Below are 22,756 nucleotides of genomic sequence, written 5' to 3'. Positions count from 1 at the left end.
TGAACAGTAACGCAGAATAAGATGGGGAATGTTCCAGATGTGGAAAAACAAAATGCGTTACCATGATGCAGTAACTGGATAGACAGAAAGACATAACATGGAAACGGACCGGAAAGAAATGTTTATATGCTACTGCATCTGGAAATAGATCTATCAAGGGAGGTAAAGGGATGAAAGAGAGAAAAATCAGGGGAAGGAGCCGGAGACGGAAGTATAAAAATCAGATGCGCCGTCCGATAGCAGTATTGCTGGCGCTGATGCTGTCGTTTAGTTCCTTCGGTACGGCGACTGCTTATGCGGATGATGCGGCAGTTGTCAAAGAAAGTGTGGACACAGCGGGAACGCAGGAGAAAGTCGATCTGGATAAGTGGATGGAGAAAGAAGTATTTGATACTGGAAAACAGGCAGAGAATATTGCTGGGAAAGATACTGTTGGAGTGCAGGATGGTTCTACGGTAGCGGATGTTTCTGGAGATGAGGGCTCAGATGGAGCTGGTGAAGGAAATGAAGCCGGAACTGTGGGTTCTGTGAATGAAAATGGAAACAGCCAGACAGGGGAAGAAAACGGTCAGAATCCGTCGGGTGAACAGACGGATAATCCATACGATTCGATCGAACGCCCATCTCAGTCTGACACGGTAGAAATTATTCCGGGTGCGCCGTCCGACTCGAAAAAGAACGAATCGGATGCCAATTCCGGTACAGGCTCTGCAGGTTCGGCGTCGGGAGCAGCCGGAGATTCTAATTCTCAGAATGGACAGGAAAATGTGGATAATTCCGGAAACCAGACGGGCGGCAGCCAGGAGACAGAGGTAAAACCTGTTTTACCGGAAGAGAAGGATTATGAATATTTTTATGATAAAGAAACTGGAAAATTTAAGGTAACCTTTAATATCAAAGAAGATGCCAAGGGTGACCAGACGATTGAGCTGAGCAAGGTGATGGAAGAGATCAATGCGGCTGGAAAGAAGCAGTTTGAACAGTGGTTCCAGACTAAAGAAGGTGCGAACGAGCTGGAAAATGCACAGTATTACGGACAAAATACGATCCGTCAGGTTTTCAATGGAGTTGAATATAGCTATAATATAAAAAATGGAACAGTCTGTCCGTATGAGGAACCGGGATGTACAATGGTATTTGATGTTTATATTACCAACGGTTCCAAACATACATATGTGTATAAAAATAACAGCTTTATCGTATCGACACCGGACATGAGCAATCAGGATCAGACAGGAGTCGTTGGATTTGACGGACAGGAACTGCCGGATGATTATACGAAGGGATTTCTTTCTCCCAAGTATGATATAAAGAATTCCAGCACAACAGGAGTTATTGAAAATCTGATTGATGAGGCATTGAAAGACACGCAGTCTCAGCGCCAGTACGGAATTGATAAGGACGGAAATTTAACGACATCCTATATCAAATTAACGAAAGACGATATTAATGTTGGAGATCCGGTTTATAAGATTGGAAAAAAATATTATCTGTATTCAGAAAAATATGATTGCTATTATTGCGATTTTAATAGTGCACAGGTGGAAGAAAAACCAAAAGGTTCTGGAAAGTATGTTGTAAAATTAATTCCGTCCAGCGGAAAAAACAATTATGCGATCAAGGCGGATGGAAGTAAATATTATGCTCCGTGGGTGCGTGGCGGTGAGATTGATGCAATCCGGGCATCAAAATATAAAATTCAGGATGCCTTGAATCAATATCTTTCTAAAAATAACACGACACTAGAAAAAGAAGTTCTTAAATACTACAACGAGAAAGGAGGAACTTCCTACACGACGATCGAGGAACTGCTTTCTAAGAATGAAGCAGCGGAAAATGAACTAACGCGAGCGGGAGAGAGCGGAAATTCTTCCTTGGCTTCTCTAGATCCGATGCTGCTTCATTCCAGCAGCCAGTATGATAATTTTTATCAGAATATTTTCAGCTTCAATGTCGGCAGCCAGGAGGATATGAAAAAATTCCTGGAAAATGAAAATCTGGGTCACGATCATAGTCATGGAAATTGGGCGACGGATGGGTGTGAGATGACGATCGGCGATTATATGGCGGATAAGTTAAATGAAACGGATGGTGCATGGGATAAGGCAAATGCCTATTTTAACGCATTGCTAAAGTCCGGTTTGATGGCGGAAGAAGCTACCTGGGTTGCATTTACCATGGCAACCAATATCGATGGCGAACGTTCAGATAACAATTATCAGAATACCGCCTGGAACTGGTACAGTTCCATGGTTCTCAAACAGCAGGATGGCACTTTCAACCTGACCAAGGTAGATACGGATGGCAGCCAGCTCGGAGATGACGAGGGCGAGGGGCAGACTTCGTTCTATCTCTGGTATATAGACAGCAAGACGGAGACAGATGAACAGGGAAATCAGAAGACAACGGATGTGACAAAATACTGTGTTTATGTGGATCCGGTCTACGAAACGGTAGAAAATGAAGATGGGACGAAGAGCCAGAAACTGGTAAAAGATGGATATTATGGCTGGGTTGAGTACGATCCGGACAACAAAGAGTTAAATTATACCGTCTCGACGACCAACGGAACCCTGAATATTGATTATGCACTTTTAGAGGGAGTGGTCTATTACCTTCAGGAAAAGGCGGCGCCAGATGGATATAAGGTGGATTCCAATATTTATGTGATCTGCGATGAAGAATCGTATCAGCAGATGACAGCCGAAAAAGGGGTAAGCAGTGTGATTAACCCGGCCACCGGCGTGGAGAGCGCTGTGGTTTATATGGGCGCAATCAAAGGCGGCGAAACCCTGAAAGTAAACTTTGTCAACGGAAAGACAGCTCCGAAGCCAGATCCAACCCCGGATCATGGGGGTGGCGGAAGCCACGGCGGTCATGGAGGCGGCGGTTCCAGTTCTGGCGGAAAGAAGACAACCTCTGCGGGACCGGGGACAGTCACCGAAGAACCGGTGCTTCCGGAACAGCCGGCGGAAGTGCCGATTGAAAACATTCCTGCACAGGGACTTCCGAAGACAGGAGAGGACGGAGTAAACACATCGGCTCTGATGCTGACACTCGGACTGATCGCATCTGCTTATGTATGGATGAGCGGCAGACGGGAGGAAGAAGAAAAGAACCGTAAAAACTAAAAGAAAACGGTGATGATAAAGACGCAGAAACGTTGTAAATAGGTATAAATCAAACAGATATAAATCAAACGGCAGCTGCTAAACAGGTGGATACAGTAAGTATCTCTTCCTGTCTGGCAGCTGCCGTTTGTCAAAATATATTTTTTAAATAAAATACTCCGCCTCACTTCTGCGTGTATAGTTCTGCTCCAGCATCGCAACGTGGGACAGAAAAGCCTCGTTGTCGAAGTATTTGGCGCCAGCCGGGCAGATCTTGATGCACGCCTGGCACTTGATGCAGATACCGGTACAGGTGTCCGGTGCATCCGCCGGGATAGAACCCATCGGACAGACGGTTGCACAGATGCCGCATCCGGTACATTTTTCCAGATCAGTAACTGGTTTGGCTTTCAGGAAGACAGCCGGTTTTCCGTCGGTGCCGAGCGGTGTGTAATATGGTCCGACCGGATCATCGCCGCGCACGGCAATCGGAGCCGGGATTTCGGTCAGGGAAGTGATCTTTTCAGCTGCTTTGATGCCGAATGCATGGATCTGTGCGAGATCATCTGCATCTGGACGTCCGGTTGCCAGCTTGTCGCTGAATACGTGCTCGGTCGGGATACCGGCACCCGCAATGGTGTGGAAACCGTGCGCCTCTAATTCATTGCGAAGCTCGATGAGCCCATTGTCGAAGTTGCGGTTTCCGAAGACAGCCACCGGAATGGCGAGCGCGCCATTTCCCTCAAAATGGGTCTGTACAAATGGGAGCATCTTGTTCGGGATGCGTCCCGCGTAGACCGGGGTGCCGATGACGAGCAGATCTTCTGTCCCGTATGTATGGACTTTTTCGCGGCTTTCCGGCAGCGTGAAATCATAGGAATCCATCGGGACGCCGAGTGTGTCCGCGATGGCCTGCGCCAGCGTGATGATAACCTTTTTCGCGTTGCCGGTCGGGCTGAAATAGACTGCGTGTACGTGATTGATTTTCATGAAAATACCTTCTCTTCATATGTTTAAATTTAATTTGGCAAAAACCTTATTATAGTAGGTATTTTAATGGATTTATGGTGGACTGTCAATGAAACTGGAGTTTTTTGGTTACTGGGCACGTATGCGTGAATAGTAATATGTTTTTTGCAGAATCACCCAAAATATCATTACATATGTCTTGTCACATGAAATAATATGTGCTATACTGGTGCGGATGCACAAATGAAGTTTTGGATTGAAAGAGAACTCTGTTTGCGATAGGAGCATAGAGTGGCAGATAGTATTCTGCGATTTGAAGGCTGAACTATCTGCAGGATAAAAAGATAAGTGCAAACGTATGGTATAGAAAGGAAGGCAACAAAATGGTCCGGGAGGAAAATTATGATGTGGTCATCGTCGGGTGTGGCGTAGGCGGTCTGTACACCGCTTTAAATCTGCCGTCGGAAGACCGGATCTTAATGATTTGCAAGGAAGATATAGAGAGCTGTGATTCCATGCTGGCGCAGGGAGGTATCTGCGTGCTGCGGGATGAGACAGATTATGATGCGTATTTTGAGGACACGATGCGCGCGGGACACTACGAGAACCGCAAGGAGAGTGTGGATATCATGATCCGCTCCAGCCGGGATGTGATAAATAATCTGCTGAAATTAGGCGTAGGGTTTGACAAAAATCCAGATGGCAGTTTAAAATATACAAAGGAGGGCGCGCATTCGCAGCCGCGTATCTGTTTCCATGAGGACATCACGGGAAAAGAGATCACGACGACCCTGCAGACGCGTGTAAAAGAACTTCCGAATGTAGAAATCCGGGAATATACTGTTATGACGGATATTTTGGTAGAAAAGGGCATCTGCACCGGTATTCTGGCAAAGAATGCAGACGGCGATATTTTAAAGATTCATGCGAAAGACACGGTTCTGGCGACCGGCGGTATCGGTGGGCTTTACAAGCATTCGACGAACTTCCCGAGCCTGACAGGTGATGGGCTGGATGTGGCAAAGAAACACGGCGTGCGTCTGGAACATCTCGATTATGTCCAGATTCATCCGACCAGCCTGTACAGCAAGAAGCCGGGACGCAGCTTCCTGATTTCAGAATCGACCCGCGGCGAGGGAGCAGTTCTGTTAAATGGAAAGGGCGAGCGCTTTGTCGATGAGCTTCTGCCGCGTGATGTGGTGACGCAGGCGATCGAGAAGGAGATGGAAAAAGAGGGCAGCGATCATGTATGGCTGTCGTTTGAGGCAGTTCCGGAGGAGACGATCCGGGGGCATTTTCCGCACATTTATGAGGAGTGCTTAAAAGAGGGCTACGATATCACGAAGGAACCGGCTCCGGTCGTACCGGCGCAGCATTATTTCATGGGCGGTATCTATGTCGATCATTTCTCCGAGACGACGATGAATCACCTGTATGCGGTTGGTGAGACGAGCTGCAACGGCGTACACGGAAAAAACCGGCTTGCCAGCAACAGTCTGCTGGAAAGCCTTGTATTTGCAGAGAGAGCGGCAGGCAAGATTGCCGGACGGGAGGACGAAGAGTATGAATCCAATTACGATGCAGCTTGTTGCGGATGAGTATATCCGCATGGCATTAAAGGAAGATATTAACAGTGAGGACGTTTCGACGAACGCGGTCATGCCGGAATACCGCAGGGGCGAGGTACAGCTCTTAGCCAAGGCGGACGGTATTATCGCCGGTTTACAGGTGTTTGAGCGCGTGTTTAAACTTCTTGACGAGACGACCGAGACAAAATTTGAGGTAAAAGACGGGGATACCGTCACAAAAGGGCAGTTTTTAGGTGTGATTACCGGCGACATCCGGGTGCTTCTTTCTGGCGAGCGGACGGCGCTCAACTATTTACAGCGGATGAGCGGCATTGCGACCTATACGAACCAGGTGGCGAAGCTTTTAGAAGGAACGAAGACGACGCTTTTAGATACGCGCAAGACGACCCCGTGTATGCGTATATTTGAAAAATATGCGGTCAAGGTTGGCGGCGGCAGCAACCACCGTTACAACTTATCGGACGGCGTGATGCTCAAGGATAACCATATCGACGCAGCCGGCGGAGTTAAGGCGGCGGTTGAGGCGGCGAAGGAATATGCCCCATTTGTCCGCAAGATCGAGGTGGAGACGGAAAATCTCGATATGGTGCGCGAGGCAGTGGAAGCGGGCGCTGATATTATCATGCTGGACAATATGACCCCGGACGAGATGGCGGAGGCGATCCGCATCATCGACGGACGCGCCGAGACGGAGTGTTCCGGAAATATGACGAAGGAAAATATCGCAACGATCACGAAATTAGGCGTAGATTATGTGTCCAGCGGCGCGCTGACGCACTCGGCACCAATTCTGGATCTGAGCCTCAAACATCTGCGGGCATTATAAAAATTTAAAAACTAAGAAAGGACAGGGAAAACAGGATGGAAACAACGATGACAGGAGTACAGCGGAGAAAGAAAATACTGGAAATGCTGGGACAGTCATCCACACCGCTTTCCGGCGGGGCGCTGGGGCGGGCAGTCGGCGTGAGCCGTCAGGTGGTGGTGCAGGATATCGCGCTTCTGCGTACCGAGGGACACCCTGTCCTTGCGACTGCCCGCGGTTATGTGCTGGAGGTGCCGCACCAGACGGAACGCCTCTTTAAAATGTGCCATACGACCGAGCAGACGCGCGAAGAGCTGAATACGATTGTTGATCTGGGCGGCGAGGTGCTGGATGTCATGGTCAACCACCGCATCTATGGAAAGGTATCGGCGCCGTTAAATATCCGCAGCCGCCGCGATGTTGAGGCATTTGTGGAAAATATCCGGACTGGGCGTTCCACGCCGCTTTTAAACGTGACATCGGGCTATCATTTCCATCACGTGGCTGCCGATCAGGAGGAGATTCTCGACGAGATCGAGGCAGCGCTGCGGGAAAAGGGATTTCTGGCGGACTTCCTGTCATACGAGCAGGAAGAGGTGGAAAAATAGGGGGGAAGTCAAAAGAAATGAATTTTTGAAATTATTTTAAAAAATATGAAATTTCCTGTTGACATTCTTTTTCAAATGTTATATACTATCTTTGCTGTCGATGAGACAGATAAGCAGTTGGCTGAGAGGTCAGGTGCGGGAATGGTTACAGTGCCGGATAAAACGGTCAGAATCGCAAAATGAATATGAGTCTGTAGCTCAGCTGGATAGAGCAACGGCCTTCTAAGCCGTGGGTCGGGGGTTCGAATCCCTTCAGGCTCGTCGAATCTGTTTCGACAGATTCCTATGGTGGATATAGCGCAGTTGGTTAGCGCGCCAGATTGTGGCTCTGGAGGCCTAGGGTTCGAATCCCTATATCCACCTTCCTTTTAAAAGGATCTTTTGCTGATGGGCTATCGCCAAGCGGTAAGGCACAGGACTTTGACTCCTGCATTCGTTGGTCCGAATCCAACTAGCCCAGTTAAATATGGGGTATTAGCTCAGTCGGTAGAGCACTTGACTTTTAATCAAGTTGTCCGGGGTTCGAATCCCCGATGCCTCATTACGAAGACACATTGCAGACGCGATGTGTCTTTTTGTGTAATAGGTAATTCCTTGAAATTCTCTATCACACAAAAAGGCACTAACGTGCCAATGATGCGCGCTCGCGCGAAATTGTAATATGAGGAGGTTTTTAGTTATGGCCAAAAAGTCCATGCGCGTAATCGGGGAGTACACAATGATCACAGCGGCGACCTTTGTCGTGGCGGCAGCCGTCTATTTCTTTCTGATTCCGAGCGGTGTATCGGTGGGAAGTATTTCCGGTCTGGCGATGCTTTTGGGAAATGTGATACCGCTGCCGATTTCAGTGCTGACCTTTATTTTAAATGCGGCGCTTCTGGTGGTGGGCTTTCTTTTTATCGGACGCGAGTTCGGCGTCAAGACGGTGTATACGTCGCTGATTCTGCCGGTTTTTCTGTGGGTGTTTGAGCAGGTTTTCCCGGATTTTGTGTCGATCAACCAGGATGCGATGATGGATACGGTCTGCTATATCTTTGTTGTCAGCGTTGGTCTGGCTCTTTTGTTCCGGATGAATGCCTCGTCGGGCGGTCTGGACATCGTGGCAAAGCTCTTAAACAAATATTTCCATATGGAGCTGGGAAAAGCGATGGCGCTTCCAGGCATGTGTGTGGCGCTCTCATCCGTGTTTTTCAGCGATAAAAAACTGGTGGTGCTGGGCATTCTGGGTACATACTTAAACGGAATTGTGCTGGATCATTTTATTTTCGGTCTGAATCTGAAAAAGAGAGTTTGCATTATCTCGGAAAAAGAAGAAGAGATACGCCAGTTTATCCTGCATACGCTTCACAGCGGCGCGACGATCTATCAGGGATTCGGCGCGTTTGACAATGAGCCGAAGACGGAAATTATCACGATCGTAGATAAAAACGAATATGCACAGCTCATGCCGTATATATTAAAAACAGATCCGAAGGCATTTGTGACGGTGTATACGGTGAATGAGATTATTTATCGTCCCAAAAGATAGAAAATGATGTTACTGATAAAAAAACTCAGTAAGCAAAAATGAACAAAATTTGCTTGACGTGGTAAGTGATTCATGATATAGTCTCATTGAAGTTAGATAAGACTAACCCGTGAAAAGGAAAATAGAAGGCAGAAAAAGCCTTTTATTTTTTGAAAGATAGTTAGCCATATCTAACTAAAGGTAGATATGGCTAACTAAGAGAAGCAGTCAGGAGGCAGGAAGATGGAACGATTGTTTGAAGAAGTATTCGTAGAGGTGTGTGCGCCGACTCTTCGTGGCATCAAACCGTCGAACTTGTTCCGCTATCAGCCGCAGAACCGTGATAAACTCCTGGAAGCGCTTGATTTCTGGAACCGGGAACTGGAACCGTCGGGGCTTCAGGTGCGGGCGCTTAAAGAGTGCAGCCGGACGGGCGCGTTTCTGATTCTGGTGTACCGCGAGGAATGGCTTCGCTTTATTCTGGGTAAAATATCTGTACAGCACTTTTTAAAAAAGTCTGGTTACCAGATGCAGAAGACGGTCGATGGCTTTTTGAAGCAGCTTTCCAACCGGCTTTGTCTGGAACATGATTTTCCACATGAGATTGGCATTTTCCTGGGGTATCCGCTTGAGGATGTTGTTGGATTCATTGAAAATCAGGGAAAAAATTATACCTGCAGCGGTTACTGGAAGACGTATGGCGACCCGCAGGAAGCAAAACGGCGGTTTGATTCATACCGGGAATGCACGGAAGTGTGCCGGGAGAAATACCGTCAGGGGACACCGATTATTCAGCTTGTAAAAGCCGCATAATAAATCTAAGTAAGTAAATTATTCACAAGGAGGAAATAAAAATGAGCAAGGTAGCAATTGTATACTGGAGCGGAACGGGAAACACAGAGGCTATGGCAAATTACGTAGCAGAGGGCGTTAAGAAAGCGGGTGGCGAGGCTGATTTATTTACTTCCGCAGAGTTTGGCGCTGACAAAGCTGGCGAGTATGACAGAATCGCATTTGGCTGCCCGTCTATGGGGGCTGAACAGTTAGAGGAGTCTGAGTTCCAGCCGATGTTCGACGAGGTTAGCCCGGTTCTCTCTGGCAAAAAGATTGCATTATTCGGTTCTTACGGATGGGGCGACGGCGAGTGGATGCGTACCTGGGAGAGCGACTGCATGACTCTGGGCGTAACCATGGCTTGCGAGCCGGTAATCTGCAACGCAACGCCGGACGAGGCAGCAGGTGCTGAGTGCGAGGCACTGGGCGAGGCTCTTGCAAACGCATAAGTAAAATCGCATAAAAACACATATATAATAAGAAGAAGTACAATTACCTGCGAACGCAGGACATCTTAAATTGCCATAATAAAGATGCTTAAAAATTGAAAATCAGAAAAGGAAGTGTCCTCCCGCGGCGCTTCCTTTTTTGTGGGCAAATATCCCCTTTTCGAAAACTCCAAAATGTGATATGATAAAAAATAAAACTGTTTGATTTGACTCAAACAACAGTATCAATTTACGAAAAGAAACAACGGAGGGAATGTATATGGAAGAAAATAAAAAACCATTGGCAGAGGGAGAGGAGAAGGAAGAGGCTGTCTCCAAGAACTTTATCGAGCGCGAGATTGACAAAGATCTGGCAGAGGGCGTTTACGATCATGTCCAGACGAGATTTCCTCCGGAACCGAACGGATATCTTCATATTGGACACGCTAAATCGATTATTCTGAACTCTGGACTGGCAAAAGAATACAACGGAAAATTCAATCTCCGTTTTGATGACACCAACCCGACGAAGGAGAAGACGGAGTTTGTTGAGTCAATCATCGAGGATGTAAAATGGCTGGGCGCTGATTTTGAGGACCGCCTGTTTTTTGCATCCAACTATTTCCAGCAGATGTATGAGTGTGCAGTTCTTCTTATTAAAAAGGGAAAAGCATTCGTCTGCGATCTGACAGCTGATCAGATCCGCGAGTACCGCGGTGATTTTAACAATCCTGGTAAGGAAAGCCCATACCGCAACCGCAGCATCGAGGAGAACTTACAGCTCTTTGAGGAGATGAAAGAAGGCAAATATGCGGATGGCGAAAAGGTACTGCGTGCGAAAATTGATATGGCATCCCCAAACATCAATATGCGTGATCCGGTTATTTATCGTGTAGCCCATATGCATCATCACAACACCGGGGACAAATGGTGCATTTACCCGATGTACGATTTCGCTCATCCGATTGAGGATGCGATTGAGCACATCACGCATTCGATTTGTACGCTGGAATTTGAGGATCACAGACCGCTCTATGACTGGGTCGTAAGAGAGTGCGAGTTTGAGAACCCGCCGCGCCAGATTGAGTTTGCGAAGATGTATCTGACCAACGTCATTACCGGAAAACGTTATATCAAGAAACTGGTAGAAGATAAGATTGTAGATGGCTGGGATGACCCGCGTCTGGTAACCATCGCAGCGCTGCGCCGCAGAGGTTACACGCCGGAATCCATCCGCCGCTTTGTAGAGCTGGCAGGTGTCTCCAAAGCAGATAATTCCATCGACAGTGCAATGTTAGAGTACTGCCTGCGCGAGGATCTGAAATTAAAGAAGTCCCGTGTGATGGCAATTCTTGACCCGGTCAAGCTTGTTATCGACAACTATCCGGAAGGACAGATCGAGGAGCTGGATGCACCAAACAATATGGAGAACGAGGAACTTGGTTCCAGAAAGATTCCATTTGGCAGAGAACTTTACATCGAACGCGAGGACTTTATGGAAGAACCACCGAAGAAATACTTCCGTCTCTTCCCGGGCAATGAGGTCCGCCTGATGAACGCGTACTTTGTTACCTGCACCGGATTCGAGAAAGATGCAGACGGTAATGTAACGGTTGTTCACTGTACCTACGATCCAGAGACGAAGAGTGGTTCCGGCTTCAATGCAAGAAAGGTAAAAGGTACGATTCACTGGGTAGCAGCACAGACTGCACTGAAAGCAGAAGTACGTCTCTATGAGAACCTGGTAGACGAGGAAAAGGGCAAACTCAATGCAGATGGAACGCTGAACTTAAATCCGAATTCCCTGCGCGTTCTGAAAGAGTGTTACTTAGAGCCGGGTCTGAAAGAGGCAAAAGCATTTGAGAGCTTTCAGTTCGTCCGCAATGGATACTTCTGCGTGGACTGCCGCGACAGCGAGCCGGGCAAACCGGTTTTCAACCGGATTGTTTCGCTGAAGAGCTCTTTCAAGCTTCCGAAATAAATCGAGAACAACTCTTGAAAATGTATAAAAAAATACAGAAAAAAGCGGCTTTGTTCTGATGAAAAAAGGAGAGAACGGGACTTTCAGAATACATTTTAGAATATGAGCAAAATGCTTGAGAGGTCTTGGCGATTCTTCCGGGGGTTATTAAGAAAAATGTAGAAAAATGTAGTAATAACCTATAAAAAGCAGGTTGTTTTTGCTAATAAAACACCCTGCTTTTTGTGCATAATTTATGAAAGGCTTGGTTGACAATCAGGGGGGTTACTGTTATAATTTAAGTAAAGTGAGCTGATCATGTCAATCTGTGGCTTCACTTGTTACAGTTAAGGGGAAAAGCCCCTTATAAATTGCTTTCAAAAATGGAATGCATTCCACAATACGGAATCTTACTGGTGGAATTTTATAAGTATAATTTTTCACAAAGAAAGCAGAACCTAAAATAAATAAGGAGGTGCAATGCACAATGTGGACTGAACCAACTATGCCTTTCGGGCAGTCAGTTATCGTTTCTCTGCTGGGTCTTTCGGTAGTTTTCCTGGCTCTGATCTGTCTGGCTCTGGCAATTATGGTAATTTCCAAGATTCTCCGCTCCGTTGTTTCTGATGGTGCTAAGGCCCCGGCCGCAGCACAGAAAGCAGCACCGGCTGTGTCGGATGAAGCTGATAAGGAATTACTTGCCGTGCTGATGGCAACGATCGGGGATGACCTCGGATTGCCGACAGACAAGTTTAAGATCTTGAGCGTGACAGAAGTTAAGTAATGAGAAACAGGAATGAAAGGAAATCGAAAGGAAGGTTAGAGCAGTTATGAAGTATACGGCTACCCTCAATGGAAAACAGTACGAAGTAGAACTTGAAAGAATCGATGCATACGAGCCAATGCCGCGTTACGGCGAGGCTCCGGCAGCAGCACCGGCTCCAGCAGCAGCACCGGCAGCTCCAGCACCGGCGCCTGCACCAGCAGCACCGGCTCCTGCACCAGCAGCAGCTCCGGCGGCAGCACCGGCAGCAGGTGCAACTACCGTAGAGGCTCCGATGCCAGGTAAAATCCTGAACATCAAAGTATCTGCAGGACAGGCAGTTAAGTTTGGTGAGACCGTCATCGTGATGGAAGCTATGAAGATGGAAACTGAAATCGTTGCTCCGGCAGACGGTACAGTAGCACAGATTCTTGTCAAAGCAGGCGACGCCGTTGACACAGGTGCAGCACTGGTTACCCTGAACTAATAGACGATACTATGATAAATAGCAACTGTTTACAAAAAGGAATTTTCGGAACTGAAAATTCTGTATGATACAGTTCAGGCAACAGATTTTGCCGATTTGGAATACAAAGCATCGGCAAAATCCCATTACTGGGCACACATGTGTGAACAGTAATGATAAACATTCGAAAGGACGTAAAGAATTATGAAATATGTTGCTACGATCAATGGAAAGAAATACGAAGTTGAAGTAGAAAAATTAGAAGCTTACAAATCTCTGGATCGTAATGGTGTAGCAGCTCCGGCAGCTCCGGTTCTTCCGGCATCCGCACCGGTACAGAGACCGGCAGCACCGGCTCCGGCTCCAGTTGCAGCAGCACCGGCTCCAGCTCCGGCACCGGCAGCAGCTCCGGCTCCGAAGGCAGCAGCTCCGGCGGGCGCAACTACCGTAGAAGCTCCAATGCCAGGTAAAATCCTGAACATCAAGGTATCTGAAGGACAGGCAGTTAAATTTGGCGAAGTAGTAGTTATTATGGAAGCCATGAAAATGGAGACTGAGATCGTTGCTCCGGCAGACGGTACAGTCAGCAAGATCCTTGTTAAGGCTGGCGATTCTGTTGATACAGGAGCTGCTCTGGTTGCTCTGAACTAGGAGGTTAGGTAATGAACTTTTTTGAAATATTAAAAGAGCTTCTTGCACAGTCGGGTTTCGCAGCATTGACCTGGAGAAGCTGTGTAATGATTCTCATTGCTTTTGTATTATTATACCTGGCAATTAAAAAGCAGTTCGAGCCGCTTCTTCTGCTTCCGATTGCATTTGGTATGTTCCTGGCAAACCTGCCGTTGGCTGACCTGATGAAGGAAAGCGAGCCGTGGTATACCGCAGGTGTTCTGCGTATCATCTACGGCGGTGTTAAGTCCAGTTTGTTCCCGTGTCTGATCTTCATGGCAGTAGGTGCCATGACGGACTTTGGTCCGCTGATTGCAAACCCGGTGAGCCTTCTGCTTGGTGCAGCTGCTCAGTTCGGTATCTACATTGCATTCATGCTGGCTAACGCAACTGGTCTGTTTACAGTAGGTGAGGCAGCTGCTATCGGTATCATCGGTGGTGCAGACGGTCCGACCGCTATCTATGTAGCTAACAACCTGGCACCGGATCTGGTTGCTCCGATCGCCGTTGCCGCTTACTCCTACATGGCGCTGATTCCGCTGATTCAGCCGCCGATCATGAAGCTTCTTACCACTAAGAAAGAGCGTTCCATCGTTATGAAGCAGCTCCGTAAGGTAAGCAAGGTTGAGAAGATCGTATTCCCGGTATTCGTAGTACTGTTCTGCTCCCTGCTTCTTCCGTCCGTAGCTCCGCTGCTTGGTATGCTGATGCTTGGTAACCTGCTTCGTGAATCTGGTGTTACAGAGCGTCTTTCTGATACAGCTCAGAACGCACTGTGCAACATCGTAACTATCATGCTTGGTACTACCGTAGGTGCGACCGCAAACGGCGAGATCTTCCTGCGTGTTCAGACCATCGCTATCGTTTGCATGGGTCTTCTTGCATTCGCATTCGCTACCATCGGAGGTGTTCTCCTTGGTAAGGTGCTGTGCGCTGTAACCGGCGGCAAGATCAACCCGTTAATCGGTTCCGCTGGTGTATCTGCTGTACCGATGGCTGCCCGCGTTTCTCAGACAGTTGGTGCAAAAGAGAATCCGACCAACTTCCTTCTGATGCACGCTATGGGACCAAACGTAGCAGGTGTTATCGGTTCTGCCGTAGCAGCAGGTTTCTTCATGCTGATTTTCGGTTAATCGAATATTGATTTTTGGCTGTTGCAGCCGGGATCTGGCTGCATCTGGCCTGCGAAAGACCGTAGCGCCGGAAGTACCGGATCCCGTTTTTACTTATTTATATAGGTAGTTATAGAAAATTTTTTTAAAGGAGGCTTTATTGTGGCTAATAAAGTAATGTCTTTACACGATGCCGTAGAAAAGTATGTATGTGACAACGATGTACTTTGTCTCGGCGGATTTACAACAAACCGTAAACCGTATGCAGCAGTTTACGAGATCCTTCGTCAGGGTAAAACTGGTTTTGTAGGCTGGTCTGGCCCGGCAGGTGGTGACTGGGATGCGTTAATCGGTGAGGGCCGTGTGAGAGCCTACATCAACTGCTATACTGCAAACTCTGGTTACACCAACGTAGCTCGTCGTTTCCGTGCAGCTATCGAGAAGGGTGAGCTTACATATGAGGATTATTCTCAGGACGTTCTGATGCTTCAGCTTCATGCTGCATCTCTGGGTCTTCCGTACCTGCCGGTACGTATGATGCAGGGCTCCGGACTTGTTAAGTTCTGGGGTATCAGCGAAGAGAAGAGAAGAACCATGGAAGGTGTTGACAACCTGAAATGCGTAGAGATCGAGAACCCGCTTGAGCCAGGCGAGAAGCTGCTGGCTGTTCCGGTTCCGAAGCTTGACTGCGCTATCATCCATGTTCAGCAGGCATCTCCGGATGGAACCTGTATCATCGATGGTGATGAGTTCCATGACGTAGATATCGCTGTAGCTGCAAAACGTTGTATCGTTACCTGCGAGGAGATCGTAAGTGATGAGTATATCCGTCGTGACCCAACCAAGACAAGAATCTTTGGTGAGTGTGTAGACGCCGTTGTTCGTGCACCGTACGGTGCTTGGCCGGCACAGTGCTACGGCTATTATGATGATGATGATAAGGGCTTGAAAGAGTACGACAAGGCTTCCAAGTACCTTGACGCTGAGGATGCTAAGGCACAGCTTCAGAAGGCTGCAGACAAAGCTGCTAAGGCTGCTGCTGCTAAGCCGGAAGATGAGAAGCTTGCAAAAGCTGCAGAAGTTGCTGCACAGGCTGCAAAAGATGCTGCTGACGGCACCAAGATTCCGGAGACCTTCAAGGATTACCTTCAGAAGTATGTATATGGATGCAAGGATCAGGATGATCTGCTCAACGTACTGGGCGGCGCTCGCCTCATGAACCTTAAGAATGAGCCGCATCTTGGCTATTCTACCAGACATTAATTGAGGGAGGGAAAATCTAAAATGGCTGATTATACAAAGTATACAAAGCAGGAAATGCAGGCTTACGCCATCGCAAAAAATATTAAAGAAAATCAGATCGTTATCGTTGGTACCGGTCTTCCGTTAATCGGTGCATCCCTGGCAAAACGTGTTGTTTGCCCGAGCTGCCATCCGATCGTAGAGAGTGGTCTTATGGATTGTTCTCCGATCGAGGTTCCGCGTTCTGTAGGTGACAACCGTTTCATGGCTCACTGTGCAGTACAGTGGCCAAACGTTCGTTTCGTAGGTTTCGAGGCTAATGAGTGGTTACATGATGCTGATCGTATGATCGCATTCATCGGTGGCGCTCAGATCGACCCGTACGGAAACGTTAACTCTACCTGTATCTTTGGTAAGGGTGATTATGTTAAACCTACCACACGTTTCACCGGTTCTGGCGGTGCAAACGGAATCGCTACCTTCTGCAACACCATCATCATGATGCAGCATCAGAAGAGAAGATTCATGGAGCATGTTGACTACATCACAAGCTGTGGCTGGATGGACGGCCCTGGCGGACGTGAGAGAGCAGGTCTTCCGGGCAACCGTGGACCGCAGATGGTAGTTACCGATCTTGGTATCATGAAATTCGACGAAGAGACCAAGAGAATGTACCTGGCTTACTACTATCCATTCTCCTCTCCAGAAATGGTTCAGGAGAACACTGGTTTCGAGATCGATACCTCTAGAGCTCAGCTGATGGAAGGTCCGGATCCGGAGATCATCCGCGTTATTCGTGAAGAGATCGACCCAGGTCAGGCATTCATCAAAGTTCCGAAGGAGACTAAGTAATTAGCCTTCCATAGGGAATCAAGACAGATATCATTTCTGTCGATTAATTAGTTACTGATTGCAGGCGGGACAGGAGACGAACTGTCCCGCAAGCAATTCATTTATAACCATTTTTATTTTTTATTTTATAAGGAGAAAAGAAGACATGAATATGTATTCAATGCCAGGATATTTCCAGAATATGCCTACCGTTGGTAAAGCTCTGGTTAATCCGAATCCGGAAAACGAGCAGGAACTGAAGGCTGTTGAGAACGACATCCATGAGTCCATTAAGCAGGCTCTTGATGCTGGTATCACAACCGAAGAGAAGTTAAACGCACGTGGACAGCTTTCTGCTACACAGCGTATCAACGCCCTGATCGATCCAGGTACATGGTGCCCGTTAAACAGCCTTTACAATCCGGAAGACAACCGTTTCCAGACAACTAACGTTCTGAATGGTCTTGGCCGTGTAAATGGCAAATGGGTTTACATCATTGCTTCTGATAACAAGAAGATGGCTGGTGCTTGGGTTCCGGGACAGGCAGATAACCTGCTCCGTGCTGCAGATACCGCTAAGATGCTGCATCTGCCGTTAGTATACCTGTTAAACTGCTCAGGCGTTGAGTTCCCGAATCAGGACAAAGTATACCCGAACCGTCGTGGTGGTGGTACACCGTTCTTCCGCAACGCTGAGTTAAACCAGCTTGGTGTTCCGGTTATCGTAGGTATCTACGGAACCAACCCGGCAGGTGGTGGTTACCACAGCATTTCCCCGACTATCCTGATCGCTCATAAAGATGCGAACATGGCAGTTGGTGGCGCTGGTATCCTTTCCGGTATGAACCCGAAGGGTTACATCGATGAGGAAGCAGCAGAGCAGATCGTTAACGCTCAGATCGAGAACAGCAAACATCACGTTCCGGCTCCGGGTTCCGTGCCGATCCACTATGATGAGACAGGATTCTTCCGTGAAGTTTACGAGGATGATTTAGGCGTTATCGAGGGAATCAAGAAGTACATCAACTACCTTCCGTGCTTCAACCTGGAGTTCTTCCGTGTTGACAGCCCGAAGGCTCCGCAGCTTCCGGCTGAGGATCTGTACAGCATCATCCCGATGAACCAGAAACGTCCGTACGACATCTACGATGTAATCGGCCGTCTGTTCGATAACAGTGAGTTCTTCGAGTACAAGAAAGGCTACGGTCCGGAGATCGTTGCTGGTCTTGCAAAAGTTAACGGCCTTCTGGTTGGTGTTATCGCTAACGTACAGGGCTTACTCATGAACTATCCGGAGTACAAACAGGGTTCTGTAGGTATCGGTGGTAAGCTGTACCGTCAGGGTCTGATTAAGATGAACGAGTTCGTTACTCTGTGTGCTCGTGATAAGACACCGGTTATCTGGCTGCAGGATACCACAGGTATCGATGTAGGCGATGACGCTGAGAAGGCAGAGCTGCTTGGTTTAGGTCAGTCCCTGATCTACTCTATCGAGAATGCTAAGCTTCCGTCTCTGGAGGTTACTCTTCGTAAGGCAAGTGCTGCTGCTCACTACGTTCTGGGTGGTCCGCAGGGCAACAACACCAACGTATTCTCTATCGGTACAGGTGCTTGCGAGTACTACGTAATGCCGGGTGAGACCGCTGCAAACGCTATGTACTCCAGAAAGCTTGTTAAAGCTAAAAAAGCTGGCGAGCCGCTTCAGCCGATCATCGACAAGATGAACGCTATGATCCAGATGTACACAGACAAATCTCGTCCGAAATACTGTACAAAACAGGGTATGGTTGATGAGATCGTAGATCTGACCGATCTTCGTCCGTACATCCAGGCATTTACCGAGGCTTATTATCAGAATGCTCAGGCTATCTGCCCGATGCATCAGATGCTGGCTCCGAGATCTACTCGTGAGTTCATCAACTACGGTAAATAATTATCAAATTAAAACGGCATTGTGATAGGTGCCGCTAAGATAACATTTTAAAAAGAGAAGGCGCGTAAGTACGCGGCTGACAGTGATAGTGTAAATAGTGATAAGTAACAAATTGATAGTGTGAATAGTGTGAGGCTCTGGCGAAGCGGCTTGTCTGTATGACTGTAAATGAACCGTTTTGCCGGATGCTTGCAGATAAATCGGGCAAAGGAACTGGAACCTTTGCTCGATTTATTGGTATACTCAGGCAGATAAGTAATAAGTAATAGTTTTGTTAAGAATTATTTTATAACATTTTCAAGATTTTACAGCGACTTTTAGTTGATTTTGTGGTATTATGATGGGTGGAGACGATGTGATAGCACGGATCTGCCAAAACATCGTTGAAACAAAAATCAGGCATAGAAAGTCAGTATTGAAAGGAAAAAGATACATCATGAGCGAAATTTTCACTTTAGGTATCGACGTAGGCTCTACAGCTTCCAAATGTATCATCCTGAAGGATGGCAAGGAGATCGTAGGTAAGTCTCTGATTGACGTTGGAGCAGGTACCAGCGGTCCAAGCCGTGCCATCGAGGCAGTTCTGGAAGATGCAGGCCTCAAGAAAGAAGATATGGCATTCACACTGGCTACCGGTTATGGACGTACATCTCTGATGGACGGAATTGCCGATAAGCAGATGAGTGAGCTGTCATGTCATGCAAAGGGCGCTTATTTCCTTTTCCCGAAGGTTCATACCGTAATTGACATCGGCGGTCAGGACGTGAAGGTTCTTCGCGTTGAGGACGGTGTCATGACAAACTTCCAGATGAACGATAAGTGTGCAGCCGGAACCGGAAGATTCCTGGATGTTATGGCTCGCGTTCTCGAAGTTGAGGTAAGTGATCTAGGCCGTCTTGGCGCTATGTCCAAGAAGCAGGTAGGAATCAGTTCCACCTGTACGGTTTTTGCAGAGAGTGAGGTTATAAGCCAGTTGTCGATGGGAACGGATAAATGTGATATCATTGCCGGTATTCATCGTTCAGTGGCTCATCGTGTCACGGGTCTTGCCCACCGAATCGGTGTAGTGCCGGATGTCGTTATGACAGGCGGTGTGGCTCAGAACCAGGGCGTAGTAGATGCGCTTGAGGCTGAGCTTGGCGTAAAGATTTGTACATCCCCGCTGACACAGTATAACGGCGCGCTTGGCGCAGCCCTGATGGCATATCAGGTAGCCAGCCGTCAGAAGTAACTAAGTTAATTTTTAAGAATGGAGGATAATTATTATGGCAAAACAAGTTAGTCCTGGTGTTCTTGCGCTTCGTAAAGTCGTAGATGACGTACACAAAGAGGCGCGTGAGGCCAAAGCAAGAGGCGAGTTAGTTGGATGGTCTTCTTCCAAATTCCCGTGTGAGCTTGCAGCAGCATTTGATTTACACGTTATGTATCCGGAGAACCAGGCAGCTGGTATCGCAGCTAACCGTTACGGTGAGCTGATGTGCCAGGCAGCTGAGGATCTTGGATATGACAACGATATCTGTGGTTACGCTCGTATCAGCCTTGCATATGCAGCTGGTGTACGTGTATCCCGTAAGTATGATCCAGAGACTGGTGAATACATCATCGATCCGAGCACAGGTAAACCATTAAAAGATGCTGACGGCAACGTAGTGATGGGTGAAGACGGAAAACCGAAGAAGGATCCGAAGACTCAGACTCCGTATCTGCAGCTGGACAACCTGCTTGAGATTGAAAAACTCCCGGATGGTCCGGAAAAAGAGAAACGTCTTGAGGCTATTTCTCCGATTCGTCAGATGCGTATTCCGCAGCCGGATTTCGTTCTTTGCTGCAACAACATCTGTAACTGTATGACAAAATGGTATGAGAACATCGCTCGTATGTGTAACATTCCGCTGATCATGATCGATATCCCGTACAACAATACAGTAGAAGTTCATGATGAGAATGTTAAATACGTTCGCGCTCAGTTCGACAAAGCGATCAAACAGCTGGAAGAGCTGACAGGCAAGAAGTTCGACGAGAAGAAGTTCGAGCAGGCTTGTGCAAACGCTAACCGTACCGCTAAGGCTTGGCTGAAAGTCTGTGATTTCCTGCAGTACAAACCGGCTCCATATAGTGGATTTGACCTGTTCAACCACATGGCAGACGTTGTAACTGCACGTGCTACTGTAGCTGCTGGTGATGCTTTTGAATTACTTGCAAAAGACCTGGAAGAGACAGTTAAGAAGGGTGAGACCACAACTCCGTTCCCGGAGAAATACCGTGTTATGTTCGAGGGTATTCCGTGCTGGCCGAAACTGCCGGCTCTGTTCAAACCGCTGAAGACCCACGGTGTAAACGTTACTGCCGTTGTATATGCTCCGGCATTCGGTTTCGTTTACAACAACATCGATGAGATGGCTCGTGCTTACTACAAAGCTCCGAACTCTGTCTGCATCGAGCAGGGTGTTGACTGGCGTGAAGGCATCTGCCGTGACAACAAGGTAGATGGCGTTCTGGTTCACTACAACAGAAGCTGTAAACCGTGGAGTGGTTACATGGCTGAGATGCAGCGTCGCTTTACTGCTGACCTGGGTATCCCGTGTGCTGGTTTCGACGGCGATCAGGCTGACCCGCGTAACTTCAATGCTGCTCAGTACGAGACTCGTGTAGAGGGTCTGGTTGAGGCAATGGAAGCAAATAAGCAGGCAAAGGAGGCTAAATAACCATGAGTGTTAACGCATTATTAGAAGAATTTAAGGTAAAAGCTGCAACTCCGAAGCAGCAGCTTGCTGAATATAAAGCTCAGGGCAAAAAAGTAGTTGGTGTTCTTCCTTACTACGCTCCGGAAGAGCTTGTATATGCCGCTGGTATCGTTCCGATGGGTATGTGGGGTTCCAACACTAAGACCATCAGCCGTGCAAAAGAGTACTGCGCTACTTTCTACTGCACCATCGCTCAGTTAGCTCTGGAGATGCTGCTGGATGGAACTATGGATCAGTTAGACGGTATTATCACACCTACTATCTGTGATACTCTTCGTCCGATGAGCCAGAACTTCCGTGTAGCTATGGGCGACAAGATGAAAGTTATCTTCTTAGCTCATCCGCAGAACCGTTTCGAAGAGTTTGGTCTTCAGTTCTGTATCGATCAGTACAACCATGTAAAAGCAGATCTGGAAGAGATCGCTGGAAGAAAGATTACTGATTCTGACATCCAGGATGCTATCGTTGTATACAACAAGAGCCGTGCAGCTCGCCGTGAGTTCGTAAAACTGGCTAACGAGCACTGTGATGTTATCACACCAACCAAACGTTCCGCAGTTCTGAAGGCATTCTACTTCATGGAGAAGCCGGAATACACTGCAAAGCTGAACGAGCTGAACGCAGAGCTGGCTAAACTTCCTGTCTGTGACTGGAAGGGAACCAAGGTTGTTACCTCCGGTATTATCTGTGATAATCCGAAGCTGCTTTCTATCTTCGAAGAGAACAACATCGCTATCGCTGCAGATGATGTAGCACATGAGACACGTTCCTTCCGTGTAGACGCTCCGGAAGACGAGCTGGATCCGGTTAGAGCACTGGCTAAACAGTTCGCTAACATCGATTACGAAGTACTTCTGTACGATCCGGAATCTGACAAGAACCGTCGTGGTGAGTTCGTAGCTAACATGGTTAAAGAGAGCGGCGCTCAGGGTCTGGTACTGTTTATGCAGCAGTTCTGTGATCCGGAGGAGATGGAGTATCCATACCTGAAGAAAGCTCTGAACGATGCAGGCGTTCCGCACATCAAACTGGGTATCGACCAGCAGATGAGAGACTTCGGTCAGGCAAGCACTGCTATTCAGGCATTCGCTGACGTTCTTGCACTTCAGAAATAATAGAAGATTCGTTTGGGAAACTGAATGATGAGATAGAAAGGCCCCCGCAGGAGATTTTCTTGCGGGGGTCT

19 protein-coding genes and 4 tRNA genes are annotated in these 22,756 nt (G+C 47.7%); 22 read left to right on the top strand and 1 reads right to left on the bottom strand.

The features are described 5' to 3' along the window. The first annotated feature begins 170 nt into the window (after positions 1–170). Positions 171–3,131, top strand: coding sequence for a hypothetical protein (locus DW739_RS04165; protein WP_118472085.1), 2,961 nt, complete (start codon positions 171–173; stop codon positions 3,129–3,131). A 144-nt stretch (positions 3,132–3,275) separates the two neighbouring features. Here the strand turns inward: DW739_RS04165 and DW739_RS04160 are convergent, their stop codons facing one another. Then, positions 3,276–4,100 (bottom strand): EFR1 family ferrodoxin, encoded by an 825-nt coding sequence (locus tag DW739_RS04160; protein ID WP_118472084.1) that lies wholly within the window; start codon positions 4,098–4,100, stop codon positions 3,276–3,278. 362 nt (positions 4,101–4,462) lie between these two features. On the opposite strand from DW739_RS04160, the gene DW739_RS04155 reads away from it, so the two are divergent. The 21 genes from DW739_RS04155 to hgdB all read left to right on the top strand — a co-directional run bounded on the left by DW739_RS04155 (position 4,463) and on the right by hgdB (position 22,685). Beyond that, positions 4,463–5,677: an L-aspartate oxidase gene (locus tag DW739_RS04155; protein WP_117796382.1), complete on the top strand. Its 1,215-nt coding sequence runs from the start codon at positions 4,463–4,465 to the stop codon at positions 5,675–5,677. After that, the gene (nadC, locus tag DW739_RS04150; RefSeq protein WP_117796383.1) at positions 5,643–6,494 is read left to right on the top strand and encodes a carboxylating nicotinate-nucleotide diphosphorylase; all 852 of its coding nucleotides are present in this window, start codon (positions 5,643–5,645) and stop codon (positions 6,492–6,494) included. Before DW739_RS04155 ends, nadC begins: the two co-directional genes overlap by 35 nt. Positions 6,495–6,541: 47 nt before the next feature. Next, positions 6,542–7,081: a transcription repressor NadR gene (locus DW739_RS04145; protein WP_333489813.1), complete on the top strand. Its 540-nt coding sequence runs from the start codon at positions 6,542–6,544 to the stop codon at positions 7,079–7,081. Between the two features lie 187 nt (positions 7,082–7,268). Beyond that, positions 7,269–7,342: transfer RNA gene (locus tag DW739_RS04140), tRNA-Arg, on the top strand. Between the two features lie 27 nt (positions 7,343–7,369). Beyond that, positions 7,370–7,443, top strand: a tRNA-His gene (locus tag DW739_RS04135). A 26-nt stretch (positions 7,444–7,469) separates the two neighbouring features. Next, positions 7,470–7,541 (top strand) — tRNA-Gln (locus DW739_RS04130). A gap of 8 nt (positions 7,542–7,549) precedes the next feature. Then, positions 7,550–7,622: transfer RNA gene (locus DW739_RS04125), tRNA-Lys, on the top strand. Positions 7,623–7,760: 138 nt separating this feature from the next. Continuing rightward, the gene (locus DW739_RS04120; RefSeq protein ID WP_118472083.1) at positions 7,761–8,609 is read left to right on the top strand and encodes a YitT family protein; all 849 of its coding nucleotides are present in this window, start codon (positions 7,761–7,763) and stop codon (positions 8,607–8,609) included. Positions 8,610–8,831: 222 nt separating this feature from the next. After that, positions 8,832–9,401: a DUF3793 family protein gene (locus DW739_RS04115; protein WP_107000310.1), complete on the top strand. Its 570-nt coding sequence runs from the start codon at positions 8,832–8,834 to the stop codon at positions 9,399–9,401. Between the two features lie 41 nt (positions 9,402–9,442). After that, positions 9,443–9,871 (top strand): flavodoxin, encoded by a 429-nt coding sequence (locus DW739_RS04110; protein WP_022359957.1) that lies wholly within the window; start codon positions 9,443–9,445, stop codon positions 9,869–9,871. Positions 9,872–10,130: 259 nt separating this feature from the next. Beyond that, positions 10,131–11,831, top strand: coding sequence for a glutamine--tRNA ligase/YqeY domain fusion protein (locus DW739_RS04105; RefSeq protein ID WP_118467955.1), 1,701 nt, complete (start codon positions 10,131–10,133; stop codon positions 11,829–11,831). 466 nt (positions 11,832–12,297) lie between these two features. Continuing rightward, complete coding sequence (locus DW739_RS04100) at positions 12,298–12,594, top strand: OadG family protein (protein ID WP_022359955.1); 297 nt, start codon at positions 12,298–12,300, stop codon at positions 12,592–12,594. A gap of 46 nt (positions 12,595–12,640) precedes the next feature. After that, positions 12,641–13,060, top strand: coding sequence for an acetyl-CoA carboxylase biotin carboxyl carrier protein subunit (locus tag DW739_RS04095; protein ID WP_118467957.1), 420 nt, complete (start codon positions 12,641–12,643; stop codon positions 13,058–13,060). A 183-nt stretch (positions 13,061–13,243) separates the two neighbouring features. Continuing rightward, positions 13,244–13,690: a biotin/lipoyl-containing protein gene (locus tag DW739_RS04090; protein ID WP_117796387.1), complete on the top strand. Its 447-nt coding sequence runs from the start codon at positions 13,244–13,246 to the stop codon at positions 13,688–13,690. Between the two features lie 11 nt (positions 13,691–13,701). Continuing rightward, positions 13,702–14,841, top strand: a complete 1,140-nt coding sequence (locus tag DW739_RS04085; protein WP_117796388.1) for a sodium ion-translocating decarboxylase subunit beta — start codon at positions 13,702–13,704, stop codon at positions 14,839–14,841. Between the two features lie 141 nt (positions 14,842–14,982). After that, a complete protein-coding gene (locus DW739_RS04080) occupies positions 14,983–16,083 on the top strand; it encodes a CoA-transferase (RefSeq protein WP_022359951.1) in 1,101 nt (366 codons plus the stop codon). A gap of 21 nt (positions 16,084–16,104) precedes the next feature. Further along, positions 16,105–16,914, top strand: coding sequence for a glutaconate CoA-transferase subunit B (gene gctB / locus DW739_RS04075; protein WP_107000305.1), 810 nt, complete (start codon positions 16,105–16,107; stop codon positions 16,912–16,914). A gap of 145 nt (positions 16,915–17,059) precedes the next feature. Next, positions 17,060–18,826 carry a carboxyl transferase domain-containing protein gene (locus tag DW739_RS04070; RefSeq protein WP_107000304.1) on the top strand — a complete coding sequence of 589 codons (1,767 nt, stop codon included), beginning with the start codon at positions 17,060–17,062 and terminating at the stop codon, positions 18,824–18,826. Positions 18,827–19,262: 436 nt separating this feature from the next. Beyond that, the gene (gene hgdC / locus DW739_RS04065) at positions 19,263–20,057 is read left to right on the top strand and encodes a (R)-2-hydroxyglutaryl-CoA dehydratase activase HgdC (RefSeq protein ID WP_107000303.1); all 795 of its coding nucleotides are present in this window, start codon (positions 19,263–19,265) and stop codon (positions 20,055–20,057) included. Between the two features lie 34 nt (positions 20,058–20,091). Next, entirely contained in the window at positions 20,092–21,531 is a 1,440-nt protein-coding gene (hgdA, locus tag DW739_RS04060; protein ID WP_107000302.1) for a (R)-2-hydroxyglutaryl-CoA dehydratase subunit alpha, read from the top strand. A 2-nt stretch (positions 21,532–21,533) separates the two neighbouring features. After that, a complete protein-coding gene (gene hgdB / locus DW739_RS04055; RefSeq protein ID WP_107000301.1) occupies positions 21,534–22,685 on the top strand; it encodes a (R)-2-hydroxyglutaryl-CoA dehydratase subunit beta in 1,152 nt (383 codons plus the stop codon). Positions 22,686–22,756: the final 71 nt, after the last annotated feature.

It is taken from the genome of Clostridium sp. AM28-20LB, from assembly GCF_003480665.1.
Taxonomy (GTDB): Bacteria; Bacillota; Clostridia; order Lachnospirales; family Lachnospiraceae; genus Otoolea; species Otoolea fessa.
This window is presented reverse-complemented; position numbering and strand designations above follow the sequence as displayed.

Excerpts from the sequence above, each read along its gene's own strand:
- DW739_RS04165 (WP_118472085.1), top strand. The coding sequence starts at position 171 with ATGAAAGAGAGAAAAATCAGGGGAAGGAGCCGGAGACGGAAGTATAAA.
- DW739_RS04160 (WP_118472084.1), bottom strand. The coding sequence starts at position 4,100 with ATGAAAATCAATCACGTACACGCAGTCTATTTCAGCCCGACCGGCAAC.
- DW739_RS04155 (WP_117796382.1), top strand. The coding sequence starts at position 4,463 with ATGGTCCGGGAGGAAAATTATGATGTGGTCATCGTCGGGTGTGGCGTA.
- nadC (WP_117796383.1), top strand. The coding sequence starts at position 5,643 with ATGAATCCAATTACGATGCAGCTTGTTGCGGATGAGTATATCCGCATG.
- DW739_RS04145 (WP_333489813.1), top strand. The coding sequence starts at position 6,542 with ATGACAGGAGTACAGCGGAGAAAGAAAATACTGGAAATGCTGGGACAG.
- DW739_RS04120 (WP_118472083.1), top strand. The coding sequence starts at position 7,761 with ATGGCCAAAAAGTCCATGCGCGTAATCGGGGAGTACACAATGATCACA.
- DW739_RS04115 (WP_107000310.1), top strand. The coding sequence starts at position 8,832 with ATGGAACGATTGTTTGAAGAAGTATTCGTAGAGGTGTGTGCGCCGACT.
- DW739_RS04110 (WP_022359957.1), top strand. The coding sequence starts at position 9,443 with ATGAGCAAGGTAGCAATTGTATACTGGAGCGGAACGGGAAACACAGAG.
- DW739_RS04105 (WP_118467955.1), top strand. The coding sequence starts at position 10,131 with ATGGAAGAAAATAAAAAACCATTGGCAGAGGGAGAGGAGAAGGAAGAG.
- DW739_RS04100 (WP_022359955.1), top strand. The coding sequence starts at position 12,298 with ATGTGGACTGAACCAACTATGCCTTTCGGGCAGTCAGTTATCGTTTCT.
- DW739_RS04095 (WP_118467957.1), top strand. The coding sequence starts at position 12,641 with ATGAAGTATACGGCTACCCTCAATGGAAAACAGTACGAAGTAGAACTT.
- DW739_RS04090 (WP_117796387.1), top strand. The coding sequence starts at position 13,244 with ATGAAATATGTTGCTACGATCAATGGAAAGAAATACGAAGTTGAAGTA.
- DW739_RS04085 (WP_117796388.1), top strand. The coding sequence starts at position 13,702 with ATGAACTTTTTTGAAATATTAAAAGAGCTTCTTGCACAGTCGGGTTTC.
- gctB (WP_107000305.1), top strand. The coding sequence starts at position 16,105 with ATGGCTGATTATACAAAGTATACAAAGCAGGAAATGCAGGCTTACGCC.
- DW739_RS04070 (WP_107000304.1), top strand. The coding sequence starts at position 17,060 with ATGAATATGTATTCAATGCCAGGATATTTCCAGAATATGCCTACCGTT.
- hgdC (WP_107000303.1), top strand. The coding sequence starts at position 19,263 with ATGAGCGAAATTTTCACTTTAGGTATCGACGTAGGCTCTACAGCTTCC.
- hgdA (WP_107000302.1), top strand. The coding sequence starts at position 20,092 with ATGGCAAAACAAGTTAGTCCTGGTGTTCTTGCGCTTCGTAAAGTCGTA.
- hgdB (WP_107000301.1), top strand. The coding sequence starts at position 21,534 with ATGAGTGTTAACGCATTATTAGAAGAATTTAAGGTAAAAGCTGCAACT.